The organism is Halomonas sp. SIMBA_159 (assembly GCF_046536035.1).
Taxonomy (GTDB): domain Bacteria; phylum Pseudomonadota; class Gammaproteobacteria; order Pseudomonadales; family Halomonadaceae; genus Vreelandella; species Vreelandella venusta_A.
In genome coordinates, this window is record NZ_JAWJBT010000030.1 from 1 (window position 1) to 17,903 (window position 17,903).

Sequence of the window (17,903 nt, forward strand, 5' to 3'; positions counted from 1 at the left end):
GTCGAGAGGGTACCGGCGCTGGCCCTCCTTCCTCTACTGTGTGATCCAAAGTGCTGCGGTTATTCTATGAATCCAGGTCAAAACAATATTATTTTTTAGCGTGCCGTAACCATTCCACAGATCAGGCACAGCCATCAACATTCATGTCAGACCTGACAAAGGTAGTCACTAACCACTCTCGCGCAGCACTAGCGCCACCGGCAGCGACACGTGCCGGGGCGCTTTTCCCGCCAGCGCTTCGCTCAGTAGCTCGACACTCATCGCCGCAATGGCCGCAATATCCTGGCGCACCGTGGTTAAGCCTGTGGCTAAGGTGGGCAGGTCATCAAAGCCGGTGACGGCCACTTCTTCGGGTACACTGATACCGCGATCTTCCAGCGCGGCAACACAGCCGAGCGCCAGCTCGTCGGTAGCGCAGACCAGCGCATCGAACGGTAGTGGGTCGTCATGGTTGAGAATACGGTTAAGGTAGCGGTAGCTGGTCAGGGAGTCGGAAGTAAACCGATGGGGCAGGCTCAGTAGCTGCTCGCTAAGCGCTGCCTCTGCCATCGCTTGCTGGTAACCGGAAAGGCGACTGTGGGGGCGCGGTACGTCCAACTCTCCGCCCACGAAGGCAATCCGCGTTCGCCCCTGTTGAATCAGATGCTGAGTGATCTGGTATAGCCCCGAGACATCGTCCGGAGCCACCGAAAAGCCTTCCCCCGCATTGCCAATGCGTACAAACGGTATGCCCGCCGCGCGCAGTACGCCTGGGCGCTCGTCTTCACCCGTTTCCCCTAGCAAGATCGCCGCGCCCGCCCGTTCGGGCAGCTCATGGGTTTGGTCGTGATGAAAGAAGATCGGCACCATGCCCTGCTGGTGCAGCGCTACGGTTAAGTGTTGATAGAGCAGAATATAGTAAGGGCGCAGCTCAATGTCCTGCCGCCCCAATGAAATGCCCACCACGGCGGCTTTGCCGCTAATGAGCTGCCGCGCCGCCGCGCTGGGCTGATAGGCCACTTCGCGGCTGATGGTGAGAATCTTGTCGCGCAGCGCGTCGCTGATCCCCGGCTTGCCGTTCAGCGCCCGGCTTACCGAGGCAATCGAGACCTCGGCACGCCGGGCAATTTCACGAATGGTGGCGGTTTGCGCGCTCGGTTTGTTCTGTTTCATGCCATGCCTCAGCCAGTCGGGCCCTGATTGTACAAAAAGCGGGGCCGAAAATCGCTGAATGCACGGACGCTAACGTCGCTCGCGCTACCAGCCACGCCGTCCCAGTCTCGCCAATTCGCTATCCAACTGCTGCACAGCCTGCTCCGGCGTGATACTGCCGGACAGCGCATCGTGCACGCGGTTGAAGATCGCGTTGGAGACCCGCGGATAGGCATCGCCGGTAATGCTGGCCGGGCGCGGCACGCCGTTCATCACCGTCTCATACAGCTCACCGATAAACGGCTGCGCGGCCAGCACGTCTTCATCTTCATAGAGCGCTGGGCGCGTGGGGTTGCGGCCAAACTCAATGGCGTGGGCTTTTTGCTGGGCTTCGGCGGTGAGATAAGCAACCAGATCAGCGGCCGCCTGCGGCTCATCCGAGTAACGGGACACCGCCCAGTTCCAACCGCCTAGCGTCGCGACGGACTCACCCTCTGGCCCGCTGGGCAGCGGCGCTACGCTGAACTTGTTCTGGATCGGCGTGCCGTCCGCTTGCCCCAGCGACCACACGTAGGGCCAGTTGCGCATAAACACCGCGTTGCCCGCCTGGAAAACGCCGCGCGCTTCCTCTTCCATGTAGTTACGCACGCCTTTCGGGCTAATATCACCCACCCAAGAGGCCGCTAGCGCCAGCGCTTCCACCGCCTGGAGATTGTTCACCGTGACCTGCCCCTCGGCATCCACAAAAGTACCGCCGCCGTAGCTCGCCACCCACTCCAGCGCGTTGGTGGTCAGCCCTTCGTAGGCGCGCCCTTGGAAGACAAAACCATGCATGCGCTCGTTGCCCGCTTCCCGTTCGGCGTTTTGAATGCGCCGGGCGGTGTCGGTGAGCGCTTGCCAGGTCTGCGGCACGTCAGCGCTATACTGCTCAAGCAGGTCGTGGCGGTAGTAGAGCAGTCCGGCATCGGTAAACCAGGGCAGCGCAACCAGTTTGCCTTGCACGGTGTTGTTCTCCATCAGCGAGGGAATAAACCCCTCCGCTGCGCCCTGTGGAAGGTAGTCGTTCAAATCCACCAAGTGCTCTGCCAGCAGGCCCGGCCAGACGATATCCACTATCAGCACATCAACATCCTGTGATTGGCTGCCTAACAGCTGTTGATAAAGCGAAAGCTTTTCAGTGGCCGATGCAGGCGTGGTGACAATATTGACCTGATGGCCGTTGGCCTCGGCCCAGCGCTGGGAGAGTTCAGGGCAGAAATCTGCCGCCCCACCGTCGCCGCAGGCAACGGTGATCTCGGCGGCCAAAGCAGGCAGCGCCGTGGGCAGCAGGGTCATGAGTAGCAGCGGTGCTTTTAGCGTGTGGCGCATCGTGGAGTCCTCATCTTGTTATTGGGTGTCTTGCTTTTAGAAGATGCGTAATGAAACAGTCTCGTTAGCTAGCAATCGCCAGGCTGCGGTCCTCCAAGCTGGACACAAAGCAGGCGTCCAGCACGGTTTGAATAGCCGCACCACGGGCAAAGTCAGGCTGGTCGTTCTCGCCCGTGCGAATGCTCTCGATGAAGCGCTGATAAATGCTGGGCGTGGGCGGCGCTTTAACCGTGCTCCAGCGGGCAGGATGCACATCGTCGTTCAGGCATACCTGTACGTCGTCTTTCGAGGCATCCAGATCCACACGAATCGCGCCTTTATCGCCGTGAACGCTCAGCGTTAGCGAGTTGTGGTGGCCGGTGGCCCAGCGGGTCGCCTGAATCGTTCCCATGGCACCGTTAGCAAAGCGCACGCGCATCAGCGCGGTGTCGTTGGCATCCAGCACGTAGTCGCCAATGCGGTTATCCGGCGCTTTATCGAAGCAGGTCAGCTCGCAGTTCACGCGAGTGATATCGCCCACCGGGAAGCTGGCGAAATCGACGATGTGCACACCGACATCGCCCAGCACGCCTTTGCTGCCGTGGGCTTCCGAGAGCCGCCATAGCCACTGGCTCTCTTCGTTCCAGCGGCCCCAGGCATTGCTCACCAGCCAGCTTTGGCGGTAGCTAGCGTCCACATGGCGCACGGTGCCAATGGCGCCGCCGGTGACGAGCGCACGGGCATGCTGAATGGCGGGGGCATCCCGGTAGCTCAAGTTGACCATGTTGATGACGTTGGCGGCCTGGGCGGCGGCGGCCATCTCATGGGCATCCTCGGCGTTGGTGGCCAGGGGCTTTTCACACAGGATATGTTTGCCTGCGGCAATGGCGGCCAGCGACGTGACCTTGTGAACACCATCCGGGGTGACGTTGCTCACCACGTGGATATCATCCCGGGCCAGCATGGCGTCCAGGTCTTGATACACATCGGCAATGCCGTGGCGCTCGGCAAACGCTTGCGCTTTGGGGAAATCTCGGTCGCAGACGGCGACCACTTCAACGCCTTCGATGCGGCCGTAGTGCTTGGCGTGCTCGCCCGCCATGCTGCCTGCGCCAATAATCGCTAAACGGATCATTTGAAGCCCTCCTCGCCGGGTTTATGTAAGCTTTCACCTTTGATCTCGACCGAGTTGGGCGCCTGGTCGGCGGGCACGTTGGGGCAGCTGTCGATCCAACGGGAACCTTCCGGCTGTGCCCAGACAACGGCATTTTTGAGCACCCGCTTTACCTGCTCGTCGTAGTAGATCGGGTAGGTTTCATGGCCGGGGCGGAAGTAGAAAATCTTGCCGTTGCCACGCTTGTAGGTCAGGCCGGAGCGGAATACTTCGCCGCCTTCAAAGGCGCTGATAAAGATCACCTCATCCGGATTCGGCACCGCAAAGGGCTCGCCGTACATTTCGGTATGGGGCAGCTCCAGATAATCCCCTAGGCCTTGTACGATGGGGTGGCCAGGATTGACGACCCAAAGGCGCTCACGCTCACCGGCTTCTCGCCATTTCAGCGAGCAGGTGGTGCCCATCAGCCGTTTGAAAATTTTGGAGTAGTGGCCGGAGTGCAGCACGATCAACCCCATGCCCTGCAGCACGCGCTTTTGCACCCGATCAACGGTCTCTTCTAATACATCGCCATGGGCAGCGTGGCCCCACCACAGCAGCACGTCGGTATTTTCCAGCGTCTCTTCGCTAAGCCCTTGTTCTGGGTCTTGCAGCGTGACGGCGGTGGCGGACAGCGCCTCTGATTCGTTCAAGCCATCGGCGATGCACTGGTGCATGCCGGTTGGGTAAATGCGCGCTACCACCTCGTTGGTTTGCTCGTGGACGTTTTCGCCCCACACGGTGACTCGCAGTGTCATCGTTCCCTCGCCTGTTAGGTAGATCACATTGCTAACCGCTCAGGTTAGCGCCTGAGAGAAAAGTAAACGTTTACGTAGCAATAGTAAACGTTTACTTCTTGGACTTTAGTCGTCAAATAAAGGTCATTAATTGTCATTAGGAATAAAAAACCCGCTGATATTATCAGCGGGCTGTTGGCTTAGCAGGCGTTGGAGAGACCGTTTAAAAATAAGTGGCACCCCGTGGCATCATACCTAAATGGTTCGCCACCGAATGGACGCCGGGGGTATTTTCGGCCGCAACCGTCACGGCTTGTTTTTGCGCCTGGGACTCCACAAGCCCCCATACTTCCACATGGCCGTTCGTCACGGTGATGCTAATGCTGGCCGTGTGAACGCCGGTTTGTGCATCTACCTCATTGAGTATTATGTCGCGAATTTGACGATCGTCTATTGATGATGGCACTGGCTCGACCGTCGCATTGGCTAGCCCTTGTAGCAAATTGGCGCGACTGACAATGCCCACCAGCTTGCCTTCGCGCACGACCGGTACGCGTTTAATGTGATGTTTTTCCAATAGCCGTGCAATGGCATGCAGCGGCATATTCTCCTCAATGGTCAACGGGTCGGGGGTCATCACCTCATGGGCTTTTTTGCCCTTTGCCTTCACATACTCGCCCGCGTCTTTACCCCCAGTAAATAACGAAAGCCACCAAGAGCCCCCATGAGACGACGAGTCGGAATCGGTGACTCGTCGCATGAGGTCGCCTTCGCTCACGATACCGACGACTTGACCGTCGGCATCGACCACGGGCACCGCACTGATGCGATGGGCCAGCAGCTGGTGCGCTATGTCGTGCACATCAGTATCTGGGCTTACGCTAATCACTTTGGACGTCATGATATCGATGGCTTGCACGGCTACCTCCTGGCAACAAGTGCGTCAAAGGGTATGAACACCTCCTTTTAACACTAGTGCGCGGTGTGAGGTTGCGCTATCAGTGATTTGATTGAGTGCTGTTTGGTTGATCTAGCGCAGGTTATTGTCGATGGATGGCGCTCTCTTCAGAGACTTTCTCCACATCCACAATGCCCGAGCGACTCACCACCACTTTCCAGCGAGCGAGATAGGGCGTGTCCTCGCTGCCGGTTTCACGTATCACTAGGTTAAACAGGTGGCGGCGCTCGACACTTTCCCGCACCGATTGACCCTCTTTTAACCGGTAGATGTGATGCTTCTCTTTGCTCATCAGGCGAGTCAGCATCGATAGGTCGATATGCAGCGTTTCGCGGGTGTGTTCATAGCCGCTTAGAAAGCGCGTCGGCGACATGCGCGAGCTGGAGCGGTAGTGCATCACCACCTCGTCACGCTGAGCCACGGTGCGCCGCCGCATCTGCTGAATATCGCTATCCAAGGCGGAGTAGTGTTTGTAGTCAAACCACTCAAGCTGCCGCCCCACCAGGGCGTTGCGGGTAGGGTCGATGTATTGGCGACGCCACTTGGGACGGCCACGACGCAGCCAGCGCCATAGCGTGTTACGCAGATCGTCTTTGAAAACTTCCCGCAGCGCATAGAGCAGCGCCATGGCCAGTACAAACAGTGCGGTAATATCCCCTAAGGCGTTGCGTAGCTGCAGGACACCCAGTGACACAAACGCCATCACCACCGCCGTGGCCAGCGCTTTGACCGCCTTTTGTTCACCGCTACCCAGCTCCAGGGCACGCTGCTTAAGAGTGATTGGTTGCTCAATCAGTCGCCGCAGCAGGCGCATTTTATTCGACATCCGAGTGGGATCTTCTCTCACGCGCTCCGCGTTGTATTCCTGTGCTTGACGATACTCGCCTTCCCGCTGGCAGATGGTAATAAAGCGCCGCTTGATGTCACTAAACGGGCCTCCCCGTGGCATATGCGCGACCAGGGCTAATAGCTGCTGTTCGGTAAACCAGGAGAGATAGTTATCAATATTGGCAAAGTACTTATAAAGCCGCTCATCGCTGGGTGGGTTACGCCGCAGGCGTTTTAATATCCCGTCGCTTAGGTCGCTCATCTCCCCCATTTGTTCACGCAGCGCGGCGGCTTTCTCTTCCCAAGCGGGCTGATCATCACCCGGTTCGCGGCGCAGTTTACGCGCATCCGAGAGCATCGCTTGGGTAGTACGCTCTAAGGCCCCTACATATTGATAGGCGTAAAGGCTGAGGCTTAGACGGTAAGAGTCGCTGCCCAGCTGATTGCGACTCGCCAACCGGCTATGCACCAGCGGCAGATGGTATTCATCGCTGTAGTAGGTGCGCGAGACGCTGATCGCGCCATGATAAAATGCTGCTTCGGAGATCACATGGGTGCTCAACCCAAGCTCTTTGGGCACAAAAAGATACACATCAAGCGTATGGGAAGTTTCTTCTTTCAGCCGTCGCGACAGGCGCAGCTGAAAACTATTTTTACGCTCAACGTTGATCACCTCACAAATCTCCTACTTCATTGCCAAACACGATGATATACCATAGTTAATTCGCCATAGTGATCTGCCATACAGAGGCTACGGTCTACTTCTTCGCCTTGGAGCTAGGGAATGTCCATCGCCCGTTTTTCACCCTTTGAGCTGCTGCTACTCAAAAGCCGCAGCCAAGTGGATACGGCCACACTGCTACTGCTGGGCTGGGTACTGGTGCACCGACAGCACGTCTCGGAAGGTCAGAGACGGCGCCGGTTAGCTCAGGTAACAGCGCAGTTTCGCCACGGGCATGAGCTGGGGCCAGTGATGAGCATTGCCCATAGCCAAGATCTTCACGCTATTCAGCTCGCCGCTGAAGTGGTGCGTAAAGAGTGTTCTAACGAGCGTAGCCTGAGTGTGATGCATCAAGCGATTACGGTGGCCACCGACGATGGCGCTATTTCGCTGGCGAATCATTACATTCTGCGTTTTCTTGCCGATTTGTTAAATGTCACTCCCGCTACCTTAGGAACGCTTTTTCAAGAACTGACCGGTAAGCCACTGCGCCCACCTGAAGACCCCAGCCGCGAGGCTTACTGGCAAACCCACGACCCTGACCATTACGCCCAGAAGGCGAAGGAAGCCGCCGAAGCCGCTGAGCGGGAAAAAGCGACACGCGCTCAGGCAGAACAGCAGCAGCGTGCCAAAGCGAACAAACAGCAGGAAAAGAAGCAGAAGCAGCAGGAAAAACAGCAGCAGAAAGAGAAAGAGCGTCATGCGAAAGCCCGCGCTGAACAGGCTAGCGCTGAGCAGGCCAGAGCAGATAAATCCAGGGCAGAGCAAGCTAAAGCAGAGCAAGCACGCCAGGAACAGGCGCGCCGGGAGCGGGAGCGTCAAGAGCAGGCACGCCAGGAAGAGGCAAGACAGCACCACTACCGCCGCACTAGCAGCCCACCGCCGCCTGATCGCACTACCCGAGCTCTGGCGGTGCTTGGGCTGACGCCTGGCGCCAGCAAAACCGATGTTCGCAAGGCCTATCGACGAATGGCACAGCTACATCACCCAGACCGCTTTTACTCCGAAAGTGAGCATCAGGTAGCGCTGGCATCGGCACGCTTTCAACGCATCAAAAATGCCTATGATTACCTGATGCAAACCTATTAATCGTGACCGCTTGGGGGAGATCACCAGAATTATGCGCGACCTGTATCAACGCCTGGCCCTAGCGCCTGATGCGAACGATCACCAGATTCACAGTGCGGTGGCCCGCTGCCCAAACAGTGCTCTGCGTCAGGACGCTACCGCTGTGCTAGCCGTCGCTCCACATCGGGAAACCTACGATACCCTGCACCATACGCTCAGCGATATTGGGCGCCTACGCGCTCGGCTGGGGCTCACCCACGGTGCCCATTGGCAGGGCGATGTGGCCAACGACTTTTCACTGCCGCCGGATAACGCGATCTCCCGCCACGATGAGCTAGTCGACCGCGTCAGCCACGCGGTATCACTTTACAACCGCTGGCGTCGCCTGCGCGGCCCGTGGCTACTCATCACCGTTTTCACCGTGGGGACGGGCATAGGCCTCGCTTTGGGGTTTGCCTTGAGCCTGGGGCTTGGCATGGGCTGAAGCACCACGGCGCTCCCGCTCATCCTGGCGAATTTCTGCCTGGGTGGGTCGCGGCGCGGGCTTAGGCGGCGCGGGCTTTTTGTGATCTTCTTGCTGGCGAGAGGAGCCGCCCTCCTCGCCCCGCTCAAAGCTTAAATCGGTGCCTGAGGTGTCTTCCATACGCGACTCTGAACGCGCCTCCATACTCAAACTCAAACGCGGTACGCCCAGGTCAATCTCTTGAGCTTCCATGCGCTGCTTCAACAGCAGGTTAAACGCACGCGAAACATCCCACTGCATTTCCGGCGCGGTACGAAAGCGCATCCGCAAAATCGGGCAGCCCTCTTCAAAGCCTTGTACGCCCTGCATCTCCAGCGGCGACCAAATGTAGTGGCGCATCATCGGGTCTTTACGCAGCTCTTGAGCCGTCTCCTGCATCAGGGTAATCGCATCGTCAATCTTCATATCGTAGGGAATACGGATACGCATCAGGGCGATACCGAACTGACGTGACATATTGTGAATTGACTCAATCCGGCTGAAGGTAATGATATGCACCACGCCATCGAGATCCCTCAGCCGCACGGTGCGCAGCGTTAACCCTTCAACCGTACCCATATGGCCGTTGATCTGCACAAAGTCATCTACCGCCAACGAGTCTTCAATCAGGATAAAAATACCGGTGATTAAATCCTGCACTAGCGTTTGAGCACCAAAACCAATCGCCAGACCAATCACACCGGCACCCGCCAGCAGCGGCGTGACGTTCACCCCAAGGTTGGCCAGCCCCGCAATCACCGCAATAATCAAAATCGTGACAAAAATAACGTTGCGAATCATCGGCGTAATGGTTTGCGCCCGGGCCTGATTCACCCGCCGCCCACGGGAGCGGGCCGAAGAGGTCAGCGCCCGCTGAATGGCCGTATCGGCAAAGATCCACACCAGCCATGCCAGCAAAATCGTCGCCCCCAGGCTAACCAGCGCTTGCCCAATGCGGGCGCTGGCCACCGCCTGCTGGCCCAGGCCAAACAGCGAACCGCCCCACACCTGCATGGAGAGCTCGGCAAACACCATCCACGCGCAGATATGCGCCAGCACAAAGCCAAAGCGTTCCAAACGCTTACGATATTGGCTAAAGCGGCGGCGATGACGGCGCTTGTTAAGCCGCTCGGACTGACGACGTAACAGCCCTGTGGCTACCAGCGTGAGTACCAGCAGGCTGGCAGAGACAATGGAGCGCGCCAGTGCCGTGCCCACATCACCTACGGTGATAAAAATGGCCATCAGCGAGCCGCCCACCATTAAGAGCGCGGGGATATGCCAAAGCCCGCCGAGTGCACGAATCATCTCAACGGCGGCGCTGGCATCCCGGCGCTGCTTATAGGGCCGGTTACAAATGAGATGGCGTACCGGGCGTTGAAATTTGAAGATAAAGCGCGCCGATAACAGCGCTGCCAGCATGTTCGCCAGCACCGATACCAGGCTGGAAAGCTCTGCCCCCAGCAGCTCTACCAAGCGTGTGGAGTTCACCGCATCGCCTAAGGCAATGAGCGCACCGATCACAAACAAACCCCGCAGCGCTTTATGCTGCAGCACCTGTACGGCCGGGAAGCGGTGCCCACGGCTGAAGAAGGCAATTACAGTTTCAAACACCACTGAGAGTGCTCGGCCGCACAGGCAGATATACGCCACGACCTGCACCACGGCACGCCCGGGGCTATAAGGTAGGATTTGACCGATCCCTAGCGTCAGGGCAAAGGCAAGCGTCCAGGGCAGCATACGGCGTAAAAAGTGCACGGCCAGCAGCCACGCTTTAGGGTCGCGAGGCAGGTCTAAAGGCCAGTGTCGACGCGTTGCCACCAAACGCCCAAAGGCAATCATCACCACTAGCAGTGTGGTCCATACAAAGCCCAGCACCGCGCCATCGGCCACTGCGCGTACCGCTTCGCCCTGGTCAGCGCCATCGTTTAAAGCGCGTAAGTCGTCGGCCCCCTGAACGAGCTGGCGTGACCACTCATCAATCGGCGAGTCGCCCGCCTGGGCCTGCTCACCAATATCAGTGAGCGTATCGGCTAACGCTCCTAGCAAGCCTTGACGTACCACCCCTTCGTCTTCGGCGGCGTCGGTGCTGACCTGTAACTCTCGAAGCGACGACAGCAACGCAGTGCGCTGCTCCTCGTTCTCCAGCATGGAGATCACGTCATTTAACGAGCTCTGGAACTCTTCATTGCTGACGTCGGCCTGCTCTGACGAATCGCTACCCGCCAAATTTGGCAAGGAAACACTTTGCGCCTGTGCCGTCGCGCAAAGCAGCATGCTGAGCATCATTACGACGATGATCTTGATTATCCAGTGCTGTCGCACACGCCACTCCCAACATAGACCGGCTATAGGGGCCGGTGATTAACATTTACTTCATTGAAGACGCTCAGCCTAACCGAGTGATTATGATAGGCTGACGGCTCAAACGTTCACCTCAAGGATACCGAGATGACGCTGCAAGCCCCACCCAACCGCGTAAATAAAGATGGTAAGCCGCGCTGCGTCGGCGTTGAGATCGAGTTTGCCGGGCTACCTCCACGAGAGACGGCCGAACTGGTTCGCACGCTATTTGGTGGGGAGCTTAACGTGGTCAGCCCTCATCGGCTACAGGTGGAAGGCACTCGCTGGGGCGAGTTTGGCATTGAGCTGGATACCCAGTATGCCCATCCGGATAAAGCGCTGCTGGAAGAGCAGCACGAAAATGACAGCGAGTGGGCGCGCCAGCAGCATCAGCGGCGAGTAGAGTTTCATCAAAAAACCCGCGAGCTGATTGGCGATATGGTCACAGGCCTCGTACCCACTGAAATTGTCTGCCCGCCGGTTCCTTGGAATGAGCTAGAAACACTCGACACTCTGTTTGAAACGCTGCGTGAAAAAGGCGCTAAAGGCACCGATGCAAGCCTGCTCTACGGCTTTGGCCTGCACTTAAATCCGGAAGTAGAGCAGTTCGATGTCGAGTACCTGCTCGCAATGATGCGCGCCTATCTGCTGCTGGCCAGCTGGCTACGTGAAGAGATCAAGGTCGATATCACTCGCGAAATGCTGCCCCACGCCAACCCGTTTCATAAAGAGTACGCTCTGAAGGTGCTGGATGCTCGCTACCAGCCGGATCTAGACACCTTTATCAACGACTACTTGCACTACAACCCCACCCGTAACCGGGAGCTGGACCTGCTCCCGCTATTTGCCCATTTGCGACCCGACCACCCCCACGAGCTGCTGCATGGTGAGCTCACCAAGCCGCGCCCGACCTTTCACTACCGCTTACCTAACGCCCAACTCTCTCAGCCGGGCTGGGGGTCAGTAGTGGAGTGGAACCGCTGGGTAGAGGTAGAGAAGCTGGCAGCTGACAAGAAGATATTGCGAGCACGCTGCGATGAGTATATCGCTGAGCACAGCAAGCCGTGGTGGGTACGCTTAAAAACCAAGCTGCTGGGGCCTTTTGGCGCTGCTTGATCCTTTTAACACTGTTCACCCTTTTGGCAAGACGAGACGCTCCCGAATGCCTCGACCGATCATCGGTATCACCACTTCAGATCATAAAAGCCAGCTGGCCTGGTGTTTCGACTGGTTTGCCGTCTGGCGTCACGGCGGCAAACCGCTGCGCCTCTCGCCTTCACGCCCAATGCCTCAGCATCTCGATGGGCTGATTATTGGCGGCGGCGATGATATTCAAGCACAGCTGTACGGCGGTGAAGTGCAGCTGGACGTGCGCTTGGACCCTGCCCGGGACGAGTTGGAGTTAAGCTTGTTGAATCGTTTTATTCCGCAAAATACGCCGGTGCTTGGCATTTGCCGGGGCGCTCAGTTAATCAACGTGCATTTGGGCGGCACGCTGGACCCCGATATTTACACCACCCATGAAGGGTTAAAGCGTCGGCGTACCGTGCTGCCGCGTAAAACGGTAGATATTGTCGGCGGCAGCCAGCTGTATCAACTGCTTGGCGTGACCTGGTGCCGGGTGAACAGCCTTCACCATCAGGCCGTTAATCGCGCTGGGGAAGGCATTAAGATTGTCGCGCGGGACAGGGACGGGCTGGTGCAAGGCATTGAGTCAGAAGCCCACGACTTTCTGATTGGCGTGCAGTGGCATCCGGAGTGGCTTATTTTTAACCGCCCCCAGCAGCGCTTAATCAGCGCGCTAGTGACGGCTGCCAAACGGGGTCGGGAACGATCTAGCGATTGAGCGCGGCCAAGGCCGTGTCGTAGTCCGGCTCGTTTTTAAGCTCACTCACAAGCTCGCTGTGCAGCACGCGGTTGTCGGCATCCAGCACCACCACGGCGCGGGCACACAGTCCTTCCATCGCGCTGTTACTCAGCGCCACACCCCAGGCTTCCTGAAACTCACGGTGGCGAAACGTAGAGAGCGTTTCCACGTTATCCAGCCCTTCAGCGCCGCAAAAGCGCTTGGCGGCAAACGGCAGGTCGGCTGATACCACCAGCACGATGGTGTTATCGAGGCTTGAGGCCAGCTCGTTAAAACGCCGAGTCGACATCGCGCAGGTGGGTGTATCGACACTGGGAATGATGTTGAGGACTTTACGCTTGCCCTGGTAGGTATCCAAGGTGACATCTTCAAGGTCGGTATTTGTCAGCGTCATAGTGGGGGCGATTTGGCCAGCGGCCGGCAGCGTGCCCGCTACGTCCATGGGTTGCCCAGCGCGGGTAATCTGTTGCATATCAAGCTCCTAATGTATGGTAAAACAGTCACAGTGTGAGACGTTTCAGCTTACAGTGGAATGACCTGATTCGGCTATCCCTCCGCCGCGACACGACAACGAGTATGCCATGGCCTCTTTAGTCATTATTAAAACCGGTGACGCCTTCCCTGAAGTGGTCGACCAACACGGTGATTTTGAACAGCTGTTTATCCAACGCCTAAGCGATGCGCTGCCTGCCCACTTAACCTTAAGCGTATGGGATGCCCGACTGACTGCCACGCCTCCGGCGGATATCGCCGGTGCCGTGATTACCGGCTCCCATAGCATGGTGAGCGAACAGCCTCCGTGGAGTGAAGCACTCAAACCTTGGCTACAGCAGGCACTCGCCGATGATCTGCCACTGCTGGGCGTTTGCTATGGCCATCAGCTGATGGCGGCGGCATTTGGCGGTATTAGCGACTACCACCCTGCTGGGCGAGAATCAGGTACACGGGCGGTGCGCTTAACCCAGGCAGGCCATCAGGATGCATTGTTCAGCCAGCTGCCTAGCCAATTTTCGGCGCACCTCACGCATGCCCAGTCGGTCATGCAGCTGCCCCATGGCACAACGGTGCTGGCCCATAATTGCCACGATGCGCATCAAGCGCTGCGCTACGGGCCACGTCAGTGGAGCGTGCAGTTTCACCCCGAGTTTTCACCTCCCGTCATGCGCGCCTACATTGAACGCCAGCGGGCCGCCCTGCGTGACCAAGGCGATGACCCCGACCAGCTCATCAGCGCGATCAGCGATACGCCCGAAGCTTCCAGCCTGTTGCAGCGTTTTATCGGGTTTCTGTAACCCGCTTCTGGTCTCGACGTGATGCCAGCCGATCCGCCAAGCGGGTCGGCTCGGGGAGTTTGGTGGGTCCCAGGCAGCGCATCACCCACTCAAGCGACGTTGCAAGCGTGAGTCGATGCCCAGGCGAGACAAACACGGGCTTTACGTTCTTGCGCGAGCGCAGTACCGCGCCAATCACTTCTTGCTGAGCCATGAGCGGCACCCAATCGCCCCGCACTTCACCAACCTCTGCATGCTTACCCGTTAACCGTGACTTAGCAATGCCAATGGTGGGTAAATCAAGCCATAGCCCCAAATGCGCTGCTACGCCCAACCTCCGAGGATGGGCAATGCCTTGGCCATCCACCATCACTAGCTGTGGCTGAGTCTTGAGCTTGGCAAACGCGCCCAGCGCGGCAGGGATTTCACGGAACGACAGCAAACCAGGGATATAGGGCATACGGGTGGACTCGCGATGAACCACTTGCTCGACCACCGGTAGATGCGGAGCCTCTTCTGGCAACCACTTCAGCACCACCACTGCCGCCCGTGTCACCGCACCGCCCTCTTCAAAGCCAATGTCTACCCCTGCGATATACGTCACCGGGTCGATACGGTCACGGCTCTCTAACTGCTGGGCGAGCTGTGACTGCAGAGCAATCGCCTGCTTAGGGGAAAGATTCCATTCATGCAGTGCAGCGTCCATGCGTACTCCTTGTGACTCGTCCAATGACTAGCTATAGCGTAGCCAAAAAAAATCCCCCTACGCCAGTTGGCACAAGGCCAGTGGCATAGGGGGATGGACGTGACTCAAACGTTAGGCGTTGTTAACGCCCAAGGCTGAGTTACGCACGTTCGCGGCGGCGAACCGGTGCGTCGCCATCGTCACGGCGGCGACGTGGTGCGCGCTCAGGAGCGCTATCTTCACTAATTTCTAGCGGGCGGCCGGCAACACGTGCACGCGCCATTTTCGCCAGAATCGTGGAAGGCAGGCCACTGGGCAGTTCAACGACCGAGAAAGCGTTACGGATATCGATACGACCGATACGCGCACCTTCAATACCGCCTTCATTCGCCAGTGCGCCAACCAGTTGACCCGGCTTCACGCCGTCTTTATGACCAACGGAAACGCGGTAGCGAGTCATGCCTTCGCTAGGCGCGCTGGAGCGTTCGCGACGAGCGCCAGCCGGCTTGCCCGGTGCACCATCACGCATGGGCTTCTCTTTACGCGGAGCCTGCAGACGGCCAATCGGCGCTTCATCAGCACGAGCCATGGCAGCAAATGCACAGGCCAGCTCAACCGCATCGTGACCCTCTTCCACTAAGCGCTCAACCAGAGCACGCTGCTCTTCTGCGCCTTTGGTCAGTGCCGCTACGACACGGTGATGGAAGACGTTGTCGCGGTGAGCACGAATAGCGGCTTCGTCAGGCAGCGGCATTTCGGTCATTTTCTGACCGGTTGCCTGCTCCATCCAGCCCACTTTGCGGCCTTCACGGAAGCCAGCAAAAGTAATCGCGATGCCGCTACGGCCCGCACGACCCGTACGACCGATACGGTGGGTGTAGGCTTCAGCATCTTGGGGCAGGTCGTAGTTGATAACGTGCGTGATACGCGGAACGTCAAGACCACGAGCAGCAACGTCGGTTGCAATCAGCACGTCCACTTTGCCACGCTTCAAGCGGGTAATGGTGCGCTCACGCAGGCTCTGATCCAGGTCACCCGATAGGCCAGCAGCGTTCACGCCACGCGCCGTTAGCTGCTCGACCAGTGTGGTACAGGCAGCACGGGTACGTACGAAGACGATCGCGGCATCGACCGGCTCGACTTCAAGAATACGTGCCACGGCTTCAAGCTTAGCGCCACCGTCAACGCGTACAATGCGCTGTTCGATGTTCTCGCCAGTGGTGGTGCGCGATTCAATCGCCACTTTCACTGGGTTAACCAAATAACGGTTAACGATGCGCTCAATTTCAGTCGGCAGTGTCGCTGAGAAGAACACACGCTGTGCATCTTTAGGGGTATCGGCGACCACGCGTTTTACGTCGTCGATAAAGCCCATGCGCAGCATTTCGTCGGCTTCGTCAAGCACCAGCGCAGACAGGCCGTCTAACTTCAGGCTGCCGCGATCAAGGTGATCGATAATACGGCCAGGTGTACCCACAATCACTTGGGCACCGCGCTTTAACGCGCCGAGCTGTTCACGGTATTCTTGGCCACCACACAGGATCGCAACTTCAAGACCCTTAAGGTTTTGGCCATATTTGCTGAATGATGCCGCTACCTGCTGAGCAAGCTCACGGGTCGGCGCCATCACCAGCACTTGAGGCTCGCGACGAGACAGTTCTAAACGCGATAATAATGGCAGTGCAAATGCAGCAGTTTTGCCGGTGCCGGTTTGTGCTTGGCCCAGCATATCGCGGCCTTCCAGTAACGCAGGGATGGTCTGCGCTTGGATGGGCGAAGGAATTTCGTAGCCTTGTGCTTCAACAGCAGCGAGAACGGCAGGCAACAGAGCAAGTTCGCCGAAGCTCGGCGAAGCGACAGAAGTCGAGGTCATTAATCACACCTTGGTAGGCCGGCTGTACCGGCAAAAAGCATCGTAAGCGTCTCTGACTCTTAGTTTTATGATGCGCGTAACGGTGCGCAACAAAAGAACAAGGTTCCGCATAGCGGATATCGTCATCAGTGGAGTCGGAGACGCCGGTCGCACCTAGCATTCGGTTAGCAATACCGCAACTGCGGGCTAACCGCTGTGGCGACCTTCTGCGCCGATTTCACCCGTTTGGTGAAATGCTGGAGGCGCGCCATCTTCACAGCAATGAACATCTGCAACTGGTGAGATGTTCCCGCAAACGTTTCTGCTTAGCGTGGCTGTAGTTGCTCAGCGCCAGCGAAGAACGTTTATCGTCATGATGGAGGGGTCAACACATGCGAGGAGGGCGCATCCTAACACCGCAAATGGGTTCTGACCAGTATTTTTAATTTAACCCATATCAATACTCAAACTTGCACTTGTGACTATGTCGTCTAACCTGAGAGGTGCCTGATGACGTTCACGAACTTCAAGGAGTGATGCACATGAACTGGGATCAAATTGAAGGCAGCTGGACAGAAATGAAGGGTAAAGCCCGCGCTAGCTGGGGTGAGCTAACGGACGATGAGCTGACCCAAATTGGCGGCAAGAAAGATCAGTTGGTTGGCAAGCTGCAGCAGAAATATGGCCTCGAACGAGAAGAGGCCGAGCGCCGCGCCGATGATTGGGCGAACGGACTTTAAGGCCACCACGCCAATTCTATAAAGCCGTCACACTGTATCTATGAGCGGTACATTTATCTCATATGATGGATAGCGGCAGATACACCCTTTATACAGCCACATTTATATAGCCACATGGAGAGAAGCTATGCATAAATCAATTCTCACAACTGCGATTACGACGGCCCTGCTGAGCGGAATGGCTTTTGGCGTTCAAGCGCAAACAGAGCCTCAGGGCATGTACGCTGCCGATGATATTCTTGATGCAGAGGTGTTCTTTGCTGATGGCTCAGGTGAAGAGATCGGCGAAGTAGACGATATCCTGTTTGATGAAGAGATGCGTATTTCCGCACTTGTCGTTGAAAGTGGCGCGGTTCTTGGTTTAGGCGGTCGCGAGATTGTGGTTGGCACCGACAACTTCACGCTTGAGACACACACTGAAAGCGATGGCGACACCGAGCACCGCATCATGCTGGAGGCCACTGCAGAAGAAATCGAGTCGTTCCCCACTTATGATCGCGATTGGTGGGAACAGACGAAAGCCAATGCCCAAGACGCTTGGCAAACCACTAAAGAGGGTGCACAAAGCGCTTGGCAGTCTACCCGTGAAGCGGTTGATACCAACGAGTAAAACGCCCCGCTGCTCATAAGCAGTCACCATTGAAAGGGCCACCTAAACAAGTGGCCCTTTCGTATTTCCGTATGTCTGATCACTGCCTAG

At 57.5% G+C, this 17,903-nt stretch carries 17 protein-coding genes; 7 read left to right on the forward strand and 10 right to left on the reverse strand.

Features of this window, described 5'->3' with window-relative positions:
• Positions 1-168: 168 nt before the first annotated feature.
• From R0J87_RS16745 to R0J87_RS16770, 6 genes are all read right to left on the reverse strand, one after another.
• Entirely contained in the window at positions 169-1,152 is a 984-nt protein-coding gene (locus tag R0J87_RS16745; protein ID WP_498887603.1) for a LacI family DNA-binding transcriptional regulator, read from the reverse strand.
• An 84-nt stretch (positions 1,153-1,236) separates the two neighbouring features.
• Positions 1,237-2,499 (reverse strand): ABC transporter substrate-binding protein, encoded by a 1,263-nt coding sequence (locus tag R0J87_RS16750; protein ID WP_498887605.1) that lies wholly within the window; start codon positions 2,497-2,499, stop codon positions 1,237-1,239.
• A gap of 64 nt (positions 2,500-2,563) precedes the next feature.
• Complete coding sequence (locus R0J87_RS16755; RefSeq protein WP_498887606.1) at positions 2,564-3,613, reverse strand: Gfo/Idh/MocA family protein; 1,050 nt, start codon at positions 3,611-3,613, stop codon at positions 2,564-2,566.
• Complete coding sequence (locus R0J87_RS16760; RefSeq protein WP_498887608.1) at positions 3,610-4,389, reverse strand: ThuA domain-containing protein; 780 nt, start codon at positions 4,387-4,389, stop codon at positions 3,610-3,612. Before R0J87_RS16760 ends, R0J87_RS16755 begins: the two co-directional genes overlap by 4 nt.
• Positions 4,390-4,591: 202 nt before the next feature.
• Positions 4,592-5,287, reverse strand: coding sequence for a CBS domain-containing protein (locus R0J87_RS16765; RefSeq protein ID WP_498887609.1), 696 nt, complete (start codon positions 5,285-5,287; stop codon positions 4,592-4,594).
• A 121-nt stretch (positions 5,288-5,408) separates the two neighbouring features.
• Positions 5,409-6,827 carry a hypothetical protein gene (locus tag R0J87_RS16770; protein ID WP_498887611.1) on the reverse strand — a complete coding sequence of 473 codons (1,419 nt, stop codon included), beginning with the start codon at positions 6,825-6,827 and terminating at the stop codon, positions 5,409-5,411.
• 111 nt (positions 6,828-6,938) lie between these two features.
• Here R0J87_RS16770 and R0J87_RS16775 point away from each other — a divergent pair, with 111 nt between their 5' ends.
• On the forward strand, positions 6,939-7,964 hold the full coding sequence (locus tag R0J87_RS16775; RefSeq protein WP_498887612.1) for a J domain-containing protein: 1,026 nt from the start codon (positions 6,939-6,941) through the stop codon (positions 7,962-7,964).
• A 31-nt stretch (positions 7,965-7,995) separates the two neighbouring features.
• Entirely contained in the window at positions 7,996-8,427 is a 432-nt protein-coding gene (locus R0J87_RS16780) for a hypothetical protein (RefSeq protein WP_404345018.1), read from the forward strand.
• On the opposite strand, the gene R0J87_RS16785 is transcribed toward R0J87_RS16780, so the two are convergent.
• The gene (locus R0J87_RS16785; RefSeq protein ID WP_498887615.1) at positions 8,344-10,770 is read right to left on the reverse strand and encodes a mechanosensitive ion channel domain-containing protein; all 2,427 of its coding nucleotides are present in this window, start codon (positions 10,768-10,770) and stop codon (positions 8,344-8,346) included. The genes R0J87_RS16780 and R0J87_RS16785 overlap by 84 nt on opposite strands.
• A gap of 126 nt (positions 10,771-10,896) precedes the next feature.
• On the opposite strand from R0J87_RS16785, the gene R0J87_RS16790 reads away from it, so the two are divergent.
• Together R0J87_RS16790 and R0J87_RS16795 are read left to right on the forward strand one after the other, a co-directional pair.
• The gene (locus R0J87_RS16790) at positions 10,897-11,904 is read left to right on the forward strand and encodes an amidoligase family protein (protein WP_498887617.1); all 1,008 of its coding nucleotides are present in this window, start codon (positions 10,897-10,899) and stop codon (positions 11,902-11,904) included.
• Positions 11,905-11,950: 46 nt separating this feature from the next.
• A complete protein-coding gene (locus R0J87_RS16795) occupies positions 11,951-12,634 on the forward strand; it encodes a gamma-glutamyl-gamma-aminobutyrate hydrolase family protein (protein ID WP_498887619.1) in 684 nt (227 codons plus the stop codon).
• Here R0J87_RS16795 and tpx read toward each other — a convergent pair.
• The gene (tpx, locus tag R0J87_RS16800) at positions 12,624-13,127 is read right to left on the reverse strand and encodes a thiol peroxidase (RefSeq protein ID WP_498887621.1); all 504 of its coding nucleotides are present in this window, start codon (positions 13,125-13,127) and stop codon (positions 12,624-12,626) included. The two genes, R0J87_RS16795 and tpx, sit on opposite strands and share 11 nt — an antisense overlap.
• Before the next feature lie 109 nt (positions 13,128-13,236).
• Here tpx and R0J87_RS16805 point away from each other — a divergent pair, with 109 nt between their 5' ends.
• On the forward strand, positions 13,237-13,947 hold the full coding sequence (locus R0J87_RS16805; protein WP_404345012.1) for a glutamine amidotransferase: 711 nt from the start codon (positions 13,237-13,239) through the stop codon (positions 13,945-13,947).
• Here the strand turns inward: R0J87_RS16805 and nfi are convergent.
• Both nfi and R0J87_RS16815 read right to left on the reverse strand, forming a co-directional pair.
• Positions 13,931-14,632 (reverse strand): deoxyribonuclease V, encoded by a 702-nt coding sequence (gene nfi, locus R0J87_RS16810; protein ID WP_498887623.1) that lies wholly within the window; start codon positions 14,630-14,632, stop codon positions 13,931-13,933. The genes R0J87_RS16805 and nfi overlap by 17 nt on opposite strands.
• Before the next feature lie 139 nt (positions 14,633-14,771).
• Positions 14,772-16,484: a DEAD/DEAH box helicase gene (locus R0J87_RS16815; protein WP_498887624.1), complete on the reverse strand. Its 1,713-nt coding sequence runs from the start codon at positions 16,482-16,484 to the stop codon at positions 14,772-14,774.
• A gap of 521 nt (positions 16,485-17,005) precedes the next feature.
• Between R0J87_RS16815 and R0J87_RS16820 the strand changes: the two genes are divergently transcribed.
• The gene (locus R0J87_RS16820) at positions 17,006-17,203 is read left to right on the forward strand and encodes a CsbD family protein (protein ID WP_311063109.1); all 198 of its coding nucleotides are present in this window, start codon (positions 17,006-17,008) and stop codon (positions 17,201-17,203) included.
• 127 nt (positions 17,204-17,330) lie between these two features.
• Entirely contained in the window at positions 17,331-17,813 is a 483-nt protein-coding gene (locus R0J87_RS16825) for a PRC-barrel domain-containing protein (RefSeq protein WP_404345010.1), read from the forward strand.
• Positions 17,814-17,903 lie beyond the last annotated feature (90 nt).